Raw genomic sequence first — 16,955 nt, forward strand, 5'->3', positions numbered from 1 at the left:
GATGAACACCATGTCCACCGCCTCCATCGCACACCCTTTGCCGAGGCAACGCGGTGCCGCAGCATTGTTCGTGACACTGATGCTCGTGGCCATCGCCACCATTGCCACGCTTTACGCCAACCGCAGCGCCTATCTGTTTCAAAGATCGTCCGTCAACCAGTACCAATACAATCTGGCACTCGGTGCCGCCGAAGCAGGCATGAATGCCTTCATTGCCCAGGTGGAAGCGGATTTCCAGAACATCAACACCACCTCGACAACGATCATTGAAAAAGATACCGGTGCTGGCGGCGCCACTTCCTGCCTTCCCGGCAGTGGTGCCAGCAATGTGAAATTCAGGAACGCCTACGCGACTGCCAATAACCAGAGATTCGACGGCACCAAATATTTCACCGGCACCTATGACCTGGTCAGCAGCCCGGCCTCGGGCGTCAATCCAGCCCTTGCCTATCGCGTCCAGGGTCGGTTGGATGGCGGGGTGATGTCGATCATCAGCGAGGGCTGCATGGGCAATACCGGCAGCGGACACAATACCTGCTCGGGCGAGGTGCCGCGGGCCAAGGTCAGAAGGCAGGTCAAGATCAGTGGTGGCATCAGCCTGGGAGACACGGCAGTGACGATCGGCAATTACGGCGATACGTGGCAATCGATCCATGTGACCGCGACCACGGCTGCCAAATACCCCACCTGCGCAGTGATGTATGCCAACAGTTTCGAAGATTACGGCTCTACTTCCTACCAATGCAAGGCAGGCACTTGCGATCCAGAAGACCCAGAGCCTTCCCTTGCCTCGAATTTATTCACCAAGATCTTTGGCAAATCAAAATCCGAGATCAAAACCGCGGCGGGTGCCAATGTCTATACCGGCTGCCCACCCACCGGTACGTATACCAGCAAGATCATTTGGCTCGAAGGAGACGTTACCGGTACATGCACCATCAACGCCACCAATTCATTCATCGTCATCAATGGTGCACTTAAACCGGTCAATTTCAACGTGGTAGGCAGTGGCTTTGTCTATGCCAACAATGTCTATGGTGAAGGCACGATTGACATCATGGGCTCCATTGCTGTGGAAAGCACCTGGGACGTGGCACCGGAAGGTCAAGTCATCGGCAGCAACGCCAATACGAGATTCGATGCCGCCAACGGTAGTTTGGCACCCACCCACGCCTATAAAGGCTCAACCAAAGTCACCTATGAGAAGGTGGATGGTTCAGGCATCCTGCCACCCGAACTGAATTCGGCTTCGAAAAGCTGGGCGGATTTCTGAAATGATGAAACGCATTGAAGGCTTCAGCCTGATCGAAGTCCTGGTCGCGATGTTGATGATCAGCGTGGCCGCCATGGCGCTGGCCCGCTACCAGGGGACGATGACTCGCAACACCACAGTGGCCGCCGAACGCAACGAGGCGGTACTGCTCGGACAGGCCGAGCTTGAAAAAGCACGGGCAATCGTGCTGGCCGGTGGCACGCTCGGCAGTGCCACTTCGACCGAAGTCACCGGGCAGACAGGGGTGTTCACGGTGGCGCGTAGTGCCCCTTCAACCATTGCCGTGGGGCCCAACCCCTTTTCCAGCGTGCAGGTCACGATCAGTTGGCAGGACACCGAAGGTGCGTCGCAGCATGTGGTCATGCAAAGCAGCCTGCGCAGCGCAGTCGACTCCATCCTGGGACCGGGTGTGACGCCGACGCCTTAGCCTGTCAGTCGGGAGCCGCTGTGCCGCGGCTCTTTTTTAGGACATAAGCATAAGAAAAATATTATATATTGATACGAGCGCACCAAAGCTAGGAGAAGGCGATGCAACAGCGACGCAGTCAGGGCTTCAGCCTGATCGAAGTGCTGATCGCGACTTCCGTGCTGGGCGTTGCCGCCATCGGGCTCGTGCGTTACCAGGGCACCGTCATCCGTGCCACCACCATGTCCTCGGAACGCAATGAGGCAGTGCTGCTGGCCCAGACAGAACTCGAATCCGCACGTGCCAGAAAGCTGAGCAATCTGGCCCTGACCACCGGCAGCCGTACCGTTGCCGGCAGGACCGCAACCTACACCGTCAATGTTGCGCTATCAGGGCCGGTGGGGGCAGGGCCCAAGCCCTATAACAATCTGCAGGTCAGTGTGAGCTGGCAGGAGGCCAGCGGTGATACGCAATACGTGGTCCTGCAGACCAGCATGCGCAACGACAGCGCGCTTGTCACAGTGCCGGGCAGCAGCGGTGCGACGCCATCCCCTGCCAGCCCGACGCCGACACCCAACCCAAGCTCGCCCACGCCATCGCCAACCCCGCCATCGTCCACACCATCGTCCCCGGTGCCTTCTCCAGCACCCGCACCCACGCCAGCCTCTCCAACGCCCAGCACTACACCGACGCCGAGCACTACACCGACGCCGAGCAGCACCGCCTGCTACACCGGCTGGGAATCGAGCAAGGTATACACCGCAGGCAATCTCGTTTCCTACAGTGGCAACAACTATCGCGCCAAATACTGGACCCAGAACAACGTTCCGCCATGGTCCGATGCCTGGGAGAAACTGACCGCGTGCACTGGCTGGAGCTCGCCAACGCCGGTGCCAACCCCAACGCCGCCGTCTGGACCCACGCCGACACCGACACCGACACCGACACCGACACCGACACCGACACCGACACCGACACCGACACCGACACCTTCGGCCGGCAGTTGTACTGCCGCTGCCTATGCCACCGGCAAGACCTATCAGACCAACGACGTGGTACGCCATGTGGGCAAGGAGTTCAAATGCACCGTGGGTGGGTGGTGCACGCAAGGCGGGCCTTACGAGCCCGGGGTGGGCTGGGCCTGGACCAATGCCTGGAGTGTGGTACGGACCTGCTGATTGGCGGCGGCTTACCGCAGCCCGCGTTTCTCCATTAACATACGCCCCTTCGCGGGACGTTCGAGGCCGGCTGGAGGCAGGATTGCATGCACAATCCTGTCCGGACCGCGGCGCAAAGCGCCCTCTTCCCAGCGCCTCAAGCCGGCCGGATGGAACCTCCGGGCCTCCGCCGTGCCCCAAGCGCAGCTCGTGCATTGCTTTCAAAGGACACTGGCATGCGTTTCCATTTCCCCATCGTCATCATCGACGAGGACTTCCGTTCCGAGAACACCAGCGGCTCGGGCATCCGCGAACTGGCTGCGGCCATCCAGACCGAGGGCATGGAGGTGGTGGGCTACACCAGCTATGGCGACCTCACCTCGTTCGCGCAGCAACAAAGCCGTGCCGCCGGCTTCATCCTGTCGATCGATGACGAGGAGTTCGGCGCCGGCAGTCCCGAGGAAACGCAGCTTGCCCTGGCCAACCTGCGCACCTTCGTGGCGGAGATCCGCCGGCGCAATGTGGACATCCCGCTCTACATCTACGGCGAGACCCGCACGGCGCGCCATATCCCCAACGACATCCTGCGTGAGCTGCATGGTTTCATCCATATGCACGAGGACACGCCCGAGTTCGTCGCGCGCCATATCATCCGCGAGGCCAAGAGCTATCTGGACAGCCTTGCCCCGCCGTTTTTCCGGGCGCTGACGCACTATGCGCAGGATGGCTCGTACTCCTGGCACTGCCCGGGGCACTCCGGCGGCGTTGCTTTCCTGAAAAGCCCGGTGGGACAGATGTTCCACCAGTTCTTCGGCGAGAACATGCTGCGCGCCGACGTGTGCAATGCGGTCGACGAGCTGGGGCAGTTGCTCGATCACACCGGTCCGGTCGCGGCAAGCGAGCGCAACGCCGCGCGCATCTTCAATGCCGATCACCTGTTCTTCGTCACCAACGGCACGTCCACCTCGAACAAGATCGTCTGGCATTCGACGGTGGCACCGGGGGACATCGTGGTGGTGGACCGCAACTGCCACAAGTCCATCCTGCACGCGATCATGATGACGGGCGCCGTACCGGTGTTCCTGATGCCGACGCGCAACCACTACGGCATCATCGGCCCGATCCCGCGCTCGGAATTCGAGCCGGAGACCATCCGCCAGAAGATGCTGGCCAATCCGTTCTGCCGCGAGAAGCTGGAAAAAGACCCCGATACCAAGCCACGCGTGCTGACGATCACGCAATCGACTTACGACGGCGTCATGTACAACGTCGAGGAAATCAAGGGCCTGCTCGACGGCCATATCGAAACGCTGCATTTCGACGAAGCCTGGCTGCCGCATGCCGCGTTCCACGATTTCTATGGCGACTACCACGCCATCGGCGAAGGGCGGCCGCGTTGCGAAACCTCGATGGTGTTCTCCACCCAGTCCACGCACAAGCTTCTGGCCGGCATTTCACAGGCATCGCAGATCCTGGTGCAGGACGCCAAGCACACCAAGCTGGATCGGGACATCTTCAACGAAGCCTATCTGATGCACACCTCCACCAGCCCGCAGTACGCGATCATCGCCAGTTGCGATGTCGCTGCCGCGATGATGGAAGCCCCGGCGGGCACCGCGCTGGTGGAGGAATCGCTGACCGAAGCGCTGGACTTCCGACGCGCGATGCGCAAGGTGGACGAGGAATACGGCGACGACTGGTGGTTCAGGGTATGGGGCCCCGATGACCTGACCGCCGAAGGGCTGGACCACCGCGATGCGTGGATGCTCAAGGCGGGCGAGAACTGGCATGGCTTTGGCGATATCGCCGAAGGCTTCAACATGCTCGATCCGATCAAGGCCACCATCCTGACCCCGGGGCTCAATGTGGACGGCGATTTCGCCGAGACCGGCATCCCGGCCGCCATCGTCAGCAAGTATCTGGCGGAACATGGCGTGGTCATCGAAAAGACCGGGCTGTATTCGTTCTTCATCATGTTCACCATCGGCATTACCAAAGGCCGTTGGAACACCTTGCTCACTGCCTTGCAGCAGTTCAAGGACGACTACGACAAGAACGCGCCGCTGTGGCGCATCCTGCCCGAGTTCGTCAACCAGTTCCCGCAATACGAACGCATCGGCCTGAAGGATCTGTGCCAGGAGATCCACGGCATCTACAAGGCCCGTGATGTCGCGCGGCTCACCACCGAGATGTATCTGTCGAACATGACGCCGGCGATGAAGCCAGCCAAGGCATTTTCGAAGATGGCGCACCGTGAGATCGACCGGGTGCCGATCGATGAGCTGGAGGGCCGCATCACCGCAGTGATGTTCACCCCCTACCCGCCCGGCATTCCATTGCTGATCCCCGGAGAGGTATTCAACGCCACCATCGTCGACTACCTGCGCTTCGTGCGTGAGTTCAACGCGCGCTTCCCGGGATTCGAGACCTATATCCACGGTTTGGTGGCGGAGAGGGTCCAGGGCGAATTCCGTTATTTCGTCGATTGCGTCAGGCCCGAGCAGGATTGAATCGCGCTGCCGCGGCCCAGGAACCCATGGACAGCGGCAGCCGATCCCAAGAGCCATCTACCGACCGTGCGCAGACGCTTCCAGGGGCGTCTTGCACACGGCTTCCGGCACGGCCACCGGCGCCCGGCCCTGGGCCCGGCCGCATGTAAAACGTAACGCCGCGCCCGTTGCCCCGGCGCGGGCCATGCAGCTAAGCTGCGCGATCAATCATCAGGAGACCCGCATGGCGAGCAAGCCTACTCTTTTCATCGACGGCGAACACGGAACCACCGGCCTGCAGATCGTCGAGCGGCTGTCCGGCCGCGAGGATCTGGCCCTGCTCAGCCTGCCGGTGGAACTGCGCCGCTCGGTGCCGGACCGCGAAGCGCTGCTCAACAGCGCCGATATCGTCATCCTGTGCCTGCCCGACGACGCTGCCAAGGAATCGGTGGCGGCCATCCACAACCCGGCTGTACGGGTGATCGACGCCAGCACGGCACACCGGGTCGCCCCGGACTGGGTATACGGTTTTCCGGAGCTTGAATCGGGTCAACGGAACCGGATCGCCAATGCCAAGCGGATCGCCAACCCGGGCTGCTATGCCACTGGGGCCATTGCGCTGCTGCGTCCGCTGATCGCAGCGGCACTGCTGCCGCCCACCGCGGCACTCAATATCCTCGGCGTGTCCGGCTATACCGGCGGCGGCAAGGCGCTGATCGAAGTGCACGAAGACACGGACCCCGAACCGTTCGCATTCTACGGGCTGGGGCTGTCACACAAACATCTGCCCGAGATCCAGCAGCACAGCGGCCTGACCGCCAAGCCGGTATTCCTGCCAAGCGTCGGTCATTTCCCGACCGGCATGTTGGTGGCGATCCCGCTGCATGCCGCGCAGTTGAACGGCTCGGCCCAACAGGTCGCAGATACGCTGGCGCAATGGTATGCCGATGAACGCTTTGTGACCGTGGCACCGCTCAACCGACAGGACACGCTGCTGCGCGGTGCCTTCTTGCGCGCCGACACGCTCTCTGGCACCAACCAGCTGGAAATCCTGCCCTACGCCAGCGCCAGTGGCGACGAGCTGGTGCTGATCGCCCGGCTGGACAACCTGGGCAAGGGGGCTTCCGGCGCGGCGGTGCAGAACCTGAACCTGCTGCTGGGCCAGGACGAAGCGCTGGGGTTGATCTGAACCTGCAGCCCCCGATTCGCATCATTGCCTGGAGTCGGACGACGGCATCGGGCATCCTGTCCGCGTCGGCGGTCGATGGCAACCCAGCAGCATGATTCCTCTTTCCCAACCTGTGCGCGTGCTGTCGCTCATCCCCCCGATGACGCAGCTCAACACGCCTTATCCCGCAACCGCCTACCTGACCGGCTTCCTGCGTTCGCGCGGGGTGCATGCTGCCCAGGCCGACCTTGCGCTGGCCCTGGTACTGGCGTTGTTCTCCCCGGCGGGACTGGGTGAATTGCAGCAGCAGGCCGAAGCGCTGCCCCGCCGCCGGCGTAGCGGGCAGGTCGACGCGTTTCTCGCGCAGTTCGAGCGTTACCTTGCCACCATCGTCCCGGTCATGCGGTTTTTGCAGGGCGGCGATGCCACGCTCGCGCACCGCATCTGCTCCCGCCAGTTCCTGCCGGAGGGGGCTCGCTTTGACTCGCTGGCAGCCTACGTCGATCCGGATGAACCGTATGGCGGCGACCCGCTGGCCTGGGCCTTCGGCGCCTTGGGCCTGCAGGACCGTGCACGGCATCTGGCGACGCTGTATCTGAACGACCTGGCCGACGTGGTGCGCGATGCGGTCGACCCCCGTTTCGAATTCGTGCGCTATGCCGAATCGCTGGCACAAAGCCAGCCGACGTTCGAACCGCTGGCACAGGCACTGGCCGCGCCGGCCAATCTGGTCGATCACATGCTGCAGGCACTGACCCTGGCGACCCTCGCCGAGCACACCCCCAACGTGGTGTTGCTGTCGGTCCCTTTCCCGGGGGCCGTCTATGGCGCCTTCCGCATCGCCCAGACGATCAAGGTCCACGATCCATCCATCGTCACTGTGCTGGGCGGCGGTTTTGTCAACACCGAGCTGCGCGAGCTGGCCGAGCCGCGCGTGTTCGACTACTTCGATTTTGTCACCCTTGATGCAGGCGAGCGGCCGCTGCTGGCGCTGCTCGATCATCTGACCGGCCAACGTTCGGCACAGCGACTGGTACGCACCTTTTCCAGGAACGACGCGGGCGAGGTCCGATACATCCAGTTCCCCGAGCCGGACGTACCCTTTGCCGAGGTCGGCACACCGACCTGGGACGGCCTGCCGCTGGAGCGCTATCTGTCGCTTCTGGACATGCTCAATCCGATGCACAGGCTATGGTCGGACGGACGCTGGAACAAGCTGACCGTGGCACACGGCTGCTACTGGAAGAAATGCAGCTTCTGCGATGTGAGCCTGGACTACATCTCGCGCTACGAGACCGCCTCGGCCACCGAGCTGGTCGACCGCATCGAACGCATCGTCGCCGAAACAGGGCAGACCGGCTTTCACTTCGTCGATGAAGCCGCGCCGCCCAAGATGCTCCGCGCCCTGGCCGAGGAACTGTTGCGGCGCGGCGTGATGATTTCATGGTGGGGCAATGTGCGGTTCGAGAAATCGTTCACCCCGGCGTTGTGCCAGCTGCTGGCGCAAAGTGGCTGCATCGCGATTTCCGGTGGGCTGGAGGTGGCGTCCGACCGGCTGCTCAAATTGATGAAGAAAGGCGTCTCGGTGGATCAGGTGGCCCGCGTCACCCACGCCTTCACCGAGGCCGGCATCCTGGTGCATGCCTATCTCATGTACGGGTTTCCGACCCAGACGGTGCAGGACACGGTGGATGCACTGGAATACGTGCGCCAGCTGTTCGAAGCCGGCTGCATCCAGTCCGGCTTCTTCCACCGTTTTGCCTGCACGGTGCACTCACCGGTGGGGCAGCACCCGGAGGAATACGGGGTCACGCTGCTGCCGCTGCCCCAGGGTGGCTTTGCCAGGAACGATATCGGCTTCGTCGACCCCAGCGGGGTGGATCATGGCGCGCTTGGCACGGCGCTGAACAAGGCCTTGTACAACTACATGCATGGCATCGGGCTGGAAGAGGATGTACGTGGCTGGTTCGACATGCGTGTGCCACGACCCCGTGTTTCCCGGCATTTCATCGCCCAGGCGTTGTCCGACCGCTAACGGCAGCGCAGCGCAAGCCGGGGCGGCAATGCCTATGCTGGAATCAGTGTCATCGGCCGCCACGTTCCAGCGCGGCGCCAGGCCGATCCAGTATGTCAAAGAGACCGGACTGCATGCTTGCCCCCGATACCCCCTACGACGAAGCGCACCGTCTTTCACTGCTACGCAATCTGGCCCTGCTCGACAGCGAGCCCGAAGAGGCGTTCGACCGGATCACCCGCCTTGCTCAAGCTGCACTGGCCGCGCCTGCGGTGTTCATCTCGCTGTTGAACGCGGATCGTCAGTGGTTCAAATCGAAGGTCGGCCTGGACATCTGCGAGCTCCCCCTCGAAGTCTCCTTCTGCAAGTACACCGTCCTGACCGACCAGATGCTGATCGTGCCGGACACCAGGCAGGACGCGCGCTTCGCGGACAACCCGATGGTCGTCGGAGCGCCCTTCATCCGCTTCTATGCAGGTTATCCGCTGCATTCGGACCGCGGCATCCGCCTTGGCACGCTGTGTGCGATCGATTACCTGCCGCGCCAGCCGGACGCGCCTTGGCTGCAGCTGCTGGGTGACCTGGGCCATATGACTGAGCGGGAGATCCAGCAGCGGGAAGCATCGCTGGTCGCGCTCGACGCACATACCAAGGGCCTGGATGCGCTGCTCGAATCCAAACTCGATCTCGATGTCACCTTCGAGCAGGCAGCGGTAGGGATTGCCTTTGTCGATCTGGATGGCAGTTGGCTGCGGGTGAACCGCAAGCTGTGCGAACTCCTGGGCTACGCCGAGGAGCGCCTGCTGGGCCTGACATTCCAGGAAATCACCTATCCGGACGACCTGGAGACCGACCTGGCGCAATTGCAGCGCCTGCTGAACGGACAGCTTTCCCACTACACCACGGAGAAACGCTACTTCCGCGGCAACGGTGAGATCATCTGGATCAACCTCACCGTCTCGCTGCGCCGTCAGGCCAACGGCAACCCACTGCATTTCATTTCGGTGATCGAGGACATCCACAACCGCAAGCTCTCCGAAGCGGCATTGCGGGAACTGCGCGAGAACCTGGAGCAGCGCGTGGTGCTGCGCACCGAGGAACTTCACGCAGCCAACGCATCGTTGATGGCGGCACTGAACCAGCAACAGCAGACCGAAGCGGTACTGCGGCGCAATGAGGCCAATGTGCGCAGCATCCTGGAGACCGCCTACGATGCCTTTGTCAGCATCGATGAAACCGGCGCCATCATCGAATGGAACCGACAGGCCGAGCTCCTGTTCGGATGGCGGCGCGATGAGGTGTTGAAACAGCCGCTGGAGAACACCATCATTCCGCCCGCGTGGCGCGAGCAGCATAACCGCGGCTTGAATCACTTCCTGCGCACAGGCGAAGGACCGGTGCTCAACAAGCTGCTGCACCTGCAGGCCCGTTGTCGTGACGGCCGCGACATCCCGGTTGAGCTCACCATTACCAGCGCCAACACCACGCCCCTGCGCTTCAACGCCTTCCTGCGCGACATCTCGGAACGCTTGGCGGTCGAAAATGCGCTGCGCGAAAGCCGGCTGCAACTCAAGACCATCACCGATCAGCTTCCCGCCCTGGTGTGCTATCTGGATCGGGAAGGCCGCTACCAGTTTGCCAACGCGACCTTCCGCACCTGGTATGGCGTGGACCCGGACGCCATGCTGGGCAAGACGGTGGGTGAGGCATTGGGGGCGCAGCACGCGCGTGATGTGCAACCCTATTGGGAACGTGCGCTCGCCGGTGAGGCGCTGACCTACGAGCGGCAGGAGACGCGTGCGGGACAGCACCGCTACGCATCCTGCACCTATCTGCCGCATCTGCAGGACGACCAGGTCATCGGCTGCTACGTGATGGTGCAGGACATCACGGACAGCAAGCAGCTTGAACTCTCGCTGAAACAGCAGGCCACCGAGGACATGCTGACCGGCCTTGCTAACCGGCGCGGCTTCACCGAGCAGTGGGAGCAGGCTGCGGCCCGCAGCAAACGGCTGGACAAGGAATGCGCAATCCTCTACATGGACCTGGATGGCTTCAAGGGCATCAACGACCGCTATGGGCATGACAGTGGTGACGCTGTGCTGGTCGCCTTTGGCGAACGCATCAAAAGCTGCATCAGGCGTACTGACTCGCTTGCCCGCCTGGGTGGCGACGAATTCGTGGTCATTCTGGAAGGATTGGCCGGGGGTCTTGGCGACGCAGCGCACGTGGCCGCCAAGATCATCGAAGCCACCCGCGCCCCGCTAGAATTGGATGACCTCACCTTCACCCTTTCCACCAGCATCGGCATCGCCGGCCTGCAGCAAGCCGGCGGCGATGCTGCAGCCTGTATCAAATTGGCCGACGACGCGCTCTACCTTGCCAAACGTGGCGGCAAATGCAGGTTCGTGATTGCGCAATCCTGACAGGACAGCCAGCAGACGACCAAGCCGCCAGCTGGAATCAGGCCATAAAACGGAAGTGCAGCGGCCTGACGCCGCTGCTGTGGGTCAAGCTTCGGAACGAGCAAAGAAACCTAAGGGGCTGCCAAGCAGCAGCGGCTGGCGGCCGGTCCAGCGCCTGCGCTGATGGCCACTACCTCGTCATTGCGCAGAAGCGAGCAACGCCCCGCTGTCGACACCTGCCCTTATTCCACCTTCTTGCGCCCTGCCTCGACCGCTTGCTGCGCTGCAAGCTCGTTGCGCTGTCCTTGGGTTGGATAACGCCCGTCGCGGCCCCCTTCGGTGGCTCCCCGCTCACTGTCACCCTCGGGCGAGAGCGCGACCTCTCCGGTGGCGCGCTTACGGCGCGCCAGCATCGAAGCGGGGTCTTCGGGTGGCAGATTCTGGGGACGGTCCGCGCGGGTATTGCCGCGCCGTTCATCTGGCAACGATCGATCCTGGCTCATGGCATGCTCCTTCGGATGGCGGCCTTGCCACCTGTTTGCCCAGCTTAGCGACCCAACGACGGAACGGCTGTCCGTGCCAGTCTTAAAGCATGAAGGAAAGCACCAGCCGCTCCTGAGCCGATTCGAGCGTCGCACCTTGTCTTTGGCCGAGTGGCCTGGTGCGGCCGTCTGCCGCATCGACCCGCCAAAGCCCTCGACTCGGCTCCGGTCTGATGCGAGGGTGCATGAGCGAATCAGTCGGCAGTGACTGCGCACTGCTGCTTGCATGCATCAGCGGCTCGTACTACGATACAGAACGTTCGTTCTATTTGGAGCAGGTTATGCGTGCCGCACCGCGTTTTCGCTTTTCCGAGTTTGCCGCGATCCGTAAACACGTCTTGCGGGTGCCCACGCCGATCATCGAGCATCTTGTGGCGCAGGCCTCCCCTTCGGCAATCCGCCGACTCATGGCGCATGACCTGGCCGGGCTCGATGAATCGCTGCGTGCGGCAGGTCAGCGCCTGCTTGGCATGTATGTTGAACTGGACGCAGCAGGCACCATTACCGACCTGGGGCTGCAGCGCAGTGCTCAGCCTTTGCATTGAAACGCATCCATAGCATTTGGCCCATGCTGGACCAGGGGTCTCAACAGATACGAGGCGGGATGTCCGGGGTGAGCCGGGTACTGCAGCTATGTGGGCAATGAGGGGGTGAGGCTGGAAGTGCGGGGCGGCAAGTGCTGCAGGCACTTGGGAACGCGCGGCTCAAGGCGTGCTTCGAATGCAATGAAGCCGGGTTGGAGGCGATATGGCGTATGGGCGCAGCGCAACAGACCGATCAGGATTCGACGTTGATCCTTTCACGGGCGATCTTCCAGCGCCCTTGATCGTGCAGCAGAATCAGGGTCTTGCTGACCTCGTCCCGGTATTGCGCGGACTCATAGTGCTGAATGAAGCGTACCTCGGCCGCCTTCGTCGATTTCTTCAAAACCTGAAAACGGTCGATGCGTACGTTGATACGGTTGGGATTGGTCAGGCGGGTGGTGCGCTGGGTGACCCATTCGGGTTGGCCAACCCCGCCTTCTGGTTTGAAGTCCGTAGCGTAGTGGTCGAAGTAGGCGGCCACGTTCTTGGCGGACCAGGCGTTAGCCCAGGTCCGCACCACCGTTTCCAACGCCTTGTCCGAGTTGTCTATCTGCTGTGCAATCTCATTGCGCGTAGCGGTGCCGGGCATGGCCGGCACCTCCGCCAGTGACGCATCCGCGGCAGGGGCAGCCGGGGACGTGGGTACGGGTGCCAGCGAGATCGCCGGCTCTGCCGCGGGCAGCACGGTACTGCAACGCACCTGTTCGTCTTCGATCTCGCTGCCGGCCAGATCCTGCTCGGCAACCTGCGTCTCAAGCGGCGTCAGCTTCAAGGCCGCCAGCAGTTGATGGGTTTGCGCCAGCACCCGCGCCTCGGCGATCTTGCGGTCGATCCGCCCCGACGCCAGGGCCCGACTCGCGTCGAACAATTCGTTCTCCGTATCCAGCACATCCAACAGCGAACGCTGACCGATATCGAACTGTTGCCGGTACGCATCCCTGGCCTTGCGGGTCGAGAGCTCGTGCTGCTCCAGATACTTGAGCTGCTCCCCCAGCCGTTGCACATTGTTCCACGCAATCTGCGTGGTCTGCCGGATCTCGCGGCACGCCTTGTCCCGCATTTCGATCGCACCACTGAGCTGTTCCACCGCGCGGCGCTCACGGGCGCGATCGCCGCCGCCCTTGAACAGGTTGTAATTGAGCATCAGCATCAGGCGGCTGTTGCGGAAATCGCCTTCCGCGCCGTCCTGGTTCTTCTCGAACCCCTGGCTGGCGCGCAATTCCAGGGTCGGCCAGTAGCCGGAGCGGCTCACGCCGGTGCCGGCCCGGGCAGAACGGATATTGGATACCGCAGCCAGAAACGCAGGATTGCGCTTGACCGCCTGCCCCAGCACCTCGGCAGGGGTCGGCAGCGAGCCGCCAAGCTCGGGGGGAGCGGCAAGCTCCCCCGGCTCTTCACCGACGAGGCGTGCATAGCGGGCCGATACGTCATAAAGATTGGAACGCTCGGTCAGCAGGTTTGATTCGGCCAGCGCCAGCCGGCCGGCCGCCTGCTCCAGATCGACCCGACGGCCCACCCCGGCCTGGGTACGCTCTTCGATCAACTTGAAGATATCCAGGTGCGTCGCGTGGTTGCGCTCCGCCAACCTGACCAACTCCCGAAACCGCAGCACGTCGTAGTAGGCCTGCACTGTTTCCATCGCATACTGGTCGCTCACGGCCAGCAGGTCGTAGTAACGGCTCAGCTTGGCATAGCTTGCACGCCGTACCTCGTCGCGCGTGGCAAAGCCGTCGAACAGGATCTGGCGCAGCTCCACGCTGGCACTGGGATTGGAATAGCTCTCGCTCGGCGCATCCGGTTCATCCTGCCAGGCACGGCCTGCTGCCGCCTGCACGTCCAGCCGCGGCAGATAGTTGCTGCGGGCGATATTGATATCCTCGTCGGCGGCACGCAGCTCGTGCCAACGCGCCCTGACTTCGGGATTACGCAGCACCGCCTTCTCCACCGATTCGGCCAGCGTCTTGGCCTGGGTCGTCGTAACGGCAATCCCTCCGAGCAGGGCACCCAGGAGAGTAAGCAGTATCTTGTTCCGATTCATCGATCTTTCCGTGGTCAGAGAGACAGGCATCGCGGCATGACGATCCATCTCCATCTGTTTTTTGTAAGAAAACAAATTACTATTACATTACTTATCGCACGCGCCGCAGTTTAGCATAACAAGGAAGCGCCCGAATGCATGGACAGCCGCCAGCGTTTTGACGATGATGGGACATCCCTTAGCGTCCAGCTCCGCGTGCCCATTTCTACGGCCCCCTTTCGGCAGTGGTTGCGGCCATCCCGTCGGGGGTGGCTTCTCCTGCTGCCGGTCTGCTTCGCAGTTGCCGCGGTGGACAGCGGCCGGATGGAGACACTGCTGCAAAGCCGCTTCGGCAGCAAACCGCTCAAGGCATTCCAGGCATGGCGCCAGACCGTGACCGAGACCAGATCGCTTGCCGATCTTGAACGGTTGGAGCGCATCAACGGCTTTTTCAACCGCCATCTGGCTTTCCTTGATGATCAGGTACTATGGAACGAAGCGGACTATTGGGCAACTCCGTTGGAAGCCATCGGGCGCGCCGCCGGTGATTGCGAGGATTTCGCCGTCGCCAAGTATTTCAGCCTGATCGAAGCTGGTGTCGAAAAAAACAAATTACGCTTGACGTATGTAAAAGCACGGATCGGCGGTCCGACCAGCACCGTGACCCAGGCACACATGGTGCTCACCTACTACGCCACACCGCAGGCCGAGCCGCTGGTGCTGGACAATCTGATCGGCGAGATCCGCCCGGCCTCACGCCGGCCGGACCTGCTGCCGGTGTTCAGCTTCAACCGCGACGGTGTCTATGTCGGCGGCGCGGCGCCCGCGCCGGTCGAACGGCTGTCACGCTGGACCAACCTGATACTGCGCATGCAGGCGCAGGGCTACGATCCTTGAGGATTCAACGATGTCATTGCTCCGACAACTCTGGCTGCTGGTGATCACTGCCACCGTGGTCGCCTTTCTCGGCAGCTTCATCGTCAGCCTCTATACGGCACGCAACTACTTGGAACAGCAGTTGTACGCGCAAAGCACCGATAGCGCGGCAGGGCTCGCGCTGTCGATGACGCAGCAGCCCAAGGATGAGGCGACCAGCGAACTGATGGTCACCGCGCTGTTCGACAGTGGCCATTTCGAACTGGTGCGCTATGCCGACACCACTGGCAAGGTGATTGCCGAGCGAAGCAATCCGGGCGAGACCGGCAGCGTGCCGCAGTGGTTCATCGACCTGTTCCCGATCGAGGTCAGTGCCGGGCAGGCCGATGTCAGCGACGGCTGGAAGCAGGCCGGACGCGTCACGGTGCAGGCTCATTCGCGCTTCGCCTACCAGTCCCTCTGGGACGGCGCGCTCAAGCTGCTGGTGTGGATCAGCGCCGCCGGCCTGCTGTCCGGACTGGTGCTGCACCGGCTGTTCCTGTGGGTGAAGCGACCGATCATGCAGATGGTGGGCCAGGCCGAAGCGATCAGCGAGCGCCGTTTCGTCACCATCCCGGTGCCACGGATCACCGAATTGCGCGCTGTGGTGCAGGCAATGAACACCATGGTCGAGCGGGTGAAGACCATGTTCGCGGAGCAGGCCGCGCGCATCGATGCGCTGCGCAGCGAGGCCAACCGCGATGCGCTCACCCAGCTGCCCAACCGCAGCTTCTTCATGGGGCGGCTGGCGCAGGCGTTGGGCGACGAGGAGTCGGCGCCCGAGGGCGCCCTGCTGCTGCTGCGGCTACGCGATCTGATGGGCCTCAACCGCCGGCTTGGTCGCGAGCGGGCCGACCAGTTTCTGCAATCGGTGGCGGGCAAGCTTGGCGCCGTGCTCGGCCACGAGCCCGATGCGCTGCTGGCCCGGCTGAACGGCGCCGATTTCGCCGTGCTGCTGCCGGGCGACGATATGGCGCGCGTCAGCGGGCTGGCCGAGCGCATGCAGGCGGGCCTGGCCGAGCTGCGGCGCGCCGAACTTGCCGACCAGCACGACCTCGCCGCCATCGGCATCACGCCGTACCGTGCCGGCGAGGCGATCGGCACCGTGCTGGCCCGCACCGATGAGGCGCTGGCGCAGGCCGAAGGCAGCAGCAACGGCATCCATGCCGCCCGGCTCAACAGCGCCCTGCCCGCCCGCTCAGCTCAGGACTGGCAGCAGGCGCTGCGCCGCGCGCTCGACCAGGGTGCCTTCCGACTGGCCGGCTACCCGGTGCTGCACCGCGACGGCGCGCTCTGGCATCGCGAGCTGATGCTGCGGCTGCAGCAGGCGGACGGTCAGTTGCTGACCGCCGGCACCTTCATGCCCATGGCCAGCCGGCTGGGGCTGACCAGCGCGTTGGATCTGGAAACCGTGCGCCTGGCCTGCGCCGAGCTGGGGCAAGGCCAGGGCGACGTGGCGGTCAACCTGTCAGCGGTATCCATCGCCGATGCGCAGTTCGTCGACAGGCTACTGGAACTGCTGCGCGGCCAGAAGGCGCACACCGGCCGGCTGTGGCTGGAAGTGAACGAGTTCGGCTTCCGCGATGAGATGCGGGCATTGGCCGAATTCGCCCGCCGGCTGCGCCCGCTGGGTTGCAAGGTCGGCATCGAGCACTTCGGCCGCCATTTCGGCAGCATTCCGCAGCTGTTCGAGCTGCAGCTCGACTACCTGAAGATCGACAGCAGCTTTGTGCAGGGTATCGAGGCACACGCCGGCAACCAGCAGCTGATCAAGGCCATCGTCGGCGTGGCCGACGGCAACGGTCTGCTCACCATTGCCGAGGGCGTGCAGACCAATGCCGAATGGGACATGCTCGCCAAGCTCGGCGTGCAGGGCATGACGGGCCCGGTGACCACCCGCCGCGCTCTTACCTGATCATGCGGTGAAGCTGGCACACATAAAAAAAAGGCGCTCCACGGAGCGCCGTTTTCAATCGAAGCCGCAG

12 protein-coding genes are annotated in these 16,955 nt (G+C 62.9%); 10 read left to right on the plus strand and 2 right to left on the minus strand.

Annotated elements, in window-relative coordinates:
• The first annotated feature begins 1 nt into the window (after position 1).
• The 7 genes from N8I74_RS12980 to N8I74_RS13010 all read left to right on the plus strand — a co-directional run bounded on the left by N8I74_RS12980 (position 2) and on the right by N8I74_RS13010 (position 10,933).
• Positions 2–1,273: a pilus assembly PilX family protein gene (locus N8I74_RS12980; protein ID WP_263123525.1), complete on the plus strand. Its 1,272-nt coding sequence runs from the start codon at positions 2–4 to the stop codon at positions 1,271–1,273.
• A 1-nt stretch (position 1,274) separates the two neighbouring features.
• Positions 1,275–1,700, plus strand: a complete 426-nt coding sequence (locus N8I74_RS12985) for a type IV pilus modification PilV family protein (RefSeq protein ID WP_263123526.1) — start codon at positions 1,275–1,277, stop codon at positions 1,698–1,700.
• Positions 1,701–1,801: 101 nt separating this feature from the next.
• The gene (locus N8I74_RS12990; RefSeq protein WP_263123527.1) at positions 1,802–2,857 is read left to right on the plus strand and encodes a carbohydrate-binding protein; all 1,056 of its coding nucleotides are present in this window, start codon (positions 1,802–1,804) and stop codon (positions 2,855–2,857) included.
• 215 nt (positions 2,858–3,072) lie between these two features.
• Entirely contained in the window at positions 3,073–5,346 is a 2,274-nt protein-coding gene (locus N8I74_RS12995; protein ID WP_263123528.1) for an arginine/lysine/ornithine decarboxylase, read from the plus strand.
• A 223-nt stretch (positions 5,347–5,569) separates the two neighbouring features.
• Positions 5,570–6,514 carry an N-acetyl-gamma-glutamyl-phosphate reductase gene (argC, locus tag N8I74_RS13000; RefSeq protein WP_263123529.1) on the plus strand — a complete coding sequence of 315 codons (945 nt, stop codon included), beginning with the start codon at positions 5,570–5,572 and terminating at the stop codon, positions 6,512–6,514.
• A 91-nt stretch (positions 6,515–6,605) separates the two neighbouring features.
• A complete protein-coding gene (locus tag N8I74_RS13005; protein WP_263123530.1) occupies positions 6,606–8,528 on the plus strand; it encodes a B12-binding domain-containing radical SAM protein in 1,923 nt (640 codons plus the stop codon).
• Positions 8,529–8,641: 113 nt separating this feature from the next.
• Positions 8,642–10,933 carry a PAS domain S-box protein gene (locus tag N8I74_RS13010; RefSeq protein WP_263123531.1) on the plus strand — a complete coding sequence of 764 codons (2,292 nt, stop codon included), beginning with the start codon at positions 8,642–8,644 and terminating at the stop codon, positions 10,931–10,933.
• A gap of 221 nt (positions 10,934–11,154) precedes the next feature.
• On the opposite strand, the gene N8I74_RS13015 is transcribed toward N8I74_RS13010, so the two are convergent.
• Positions 11,155–11,415, minus strand: coding sequence for a hypothetical protein (locus N8I74_RS13015; RefSeq protein WP_263123532.1), 261 nt, complete (start codon positions 11,413–11,415; stop codon positions 11,155–11,157).
• A 224-nt stretch (positions 11,416–11,639) separates the two neighbouring features.
• Between N8I74_RS13015 and N8I74_RS13020 the strand changes: the two genes are divergently transcribed.
• A complete protein-coding gene (locus N8I74_RS13020; protein ID WP_263123533.1) occupies positions 11,640–11,999 on the plus strand; it encodes a hypothetical protein in 360 nt (119 codons plus the stop codon).
• A 232-nt stretch (positions 12,000–12,231) separates the two neighbouring features.
• Here the strand turns inward: N8I74_RS13020 and N8I74_RS13025 are convergent, their stop codons facing one another.
• On the minus strand, positions 12,232–14,076 hold the full coding sequence (locus N8I74_RS13025; protein ID WP_263123534.1) for a TolC family outer membrane protein: 1,845 nt from the start codon (positions 14,074–14,076) through the stop codon (positions 12,232–12,234).
• A gap of 138 nt (positions 14,077–14,214) precedes the next feature.
• On the opposite strand from N8I74_RS13025, the gene N8I74_RS13030 reads away from it, so the two are divergent.
• Both N8I74_RS13030 and N8I74_RS13035 read left to right on the plus strand, forming a co-directional pair.
• On the plus strand, positions 14,215–14,952 hold the full coding sequence (locus N8I74_RS13030; protein WP_263123535.1) for a transglutaminase-like cysteine peptidase: 738 nt from the start codon (positions 14,215–14,217) through the stop codon (positions 14,950–14,952).
• A gap of 10 nt (positions 14,953–14,962) precedes the next feature.
• Entirely contained in the window at positions 14,963–16,885 is a 1,923-nt protein-coding gene (locus N8I74_RS13035; RefSeq protein ID WP_263123536.1) for a bifunctional diguanylate cyclase/phosphodiesterase, read from the plus strand.
• The last annotated feature ends 70 nt before the right edge of the window (positions 16,886–16,955 follow it).

The sequence above is a fragment of the Chitiniphilus purpureus genome (assembly GCF_025642115.1).
In the GTDB taxonomy this organism is placed as follows: Bacteria; Pseudomonadota; Gammaproteobacteria; order Burkholderiales; family Chitinibacteraceae; genus Chitiniphilus; species Chitiniphilus purpureus.

What these genes read in the sequence shown, in the direction of transcription:
- N8I74_RS12980 (WP_263123525.1), top strand. Translation starts at nt 2, where the DNA reads ATGAACACCATGTCCACCGCCTCCATCGCACACCCTTTGCCGAGGCAA.
- N8I74_RS12985 (WP_263123526.1), top strand. Translation starts at nt 1,275, where the DNA reads ATGATGAAACGCATTGAAGGCTTCAGCCTGATCGAAGTCCTGGTCGCG.
- N8I74_RS12990 (WP_263123527.1), top strand. Translation starts at nt 1,802, where the DNA reads ATGCAACAGCGACGCAGTCAGGGCTTCAGCCTGATCGAAGTGCTGATC.
- N8I74_RS12995 (WP_263123528.1), top strand. Translation starts at nt 3,073, where the DNA reads ATGCGTTTCCATTTCCCCATCGTCATCATCGACGAGGACTTCCGTTCC.
- argC (WP_263123529.1), top strand. Translation starts at nt 5,570, where the DNA reads ATGGCGAGCAAGCCTACTCTTTTCATCGACGGCGAACACGGAACCACC.
- N8I74_RS13005 (WP_263123530.1), top strand. Translation starts at nt 6,606, where the DNA reads ATGATTCCTCTTTCCCAACCTGTGCGCGTGCTGTCGCTCATCCCCCCG.
- N8I74_RS13010 (WP_263123531.1), top strand. Translation starts at nt 8,642, where the DNA reads ATGCTTGCCCCCGATACCCCCTACGACGAAGCGCACCGTCTTTCACTG.
- N8I74_RS13015 (WP_263123532.1), bottom strand. Translation starts at nt 11,415, where the DNA reads ATGAGCCAGGATCGATCGTTGCCAGATGAACGGCGCGGCAATACCCGC.
- N8I74_RS13020 (WP_263123533.1), top strand. Translation starts at nt 11,640, where the DNA reads ATGAGCGAATCAGTCGGCAGTGACTGCGCACTGCTGCTTGCATGCATC.
- N8I74_RS13025 (WP_263123534.1), bottom strand. Translation starts at nt 14,076, where the DNA reads ATGAATCGGAACAAGATACTGCTTACTCTCCTGGGTGCCCTGCTCGGA.
- N8I74_RS13030 (WP_263123535.1), top strand. Translation starts at nt 14,215, where the DNA reads ATGGACAGCCGCCAGCGTTTTGACGATGATGGGACATCCCTTAGCGTC.
- N8I74_RS13035 (WP_263123536.1), top strand. Translation starts at nt 14,963, where the DNA reads ATGTCATTGCTCCGACAACTCTGGCTGCTGGTGATCACTGCCACCGTG.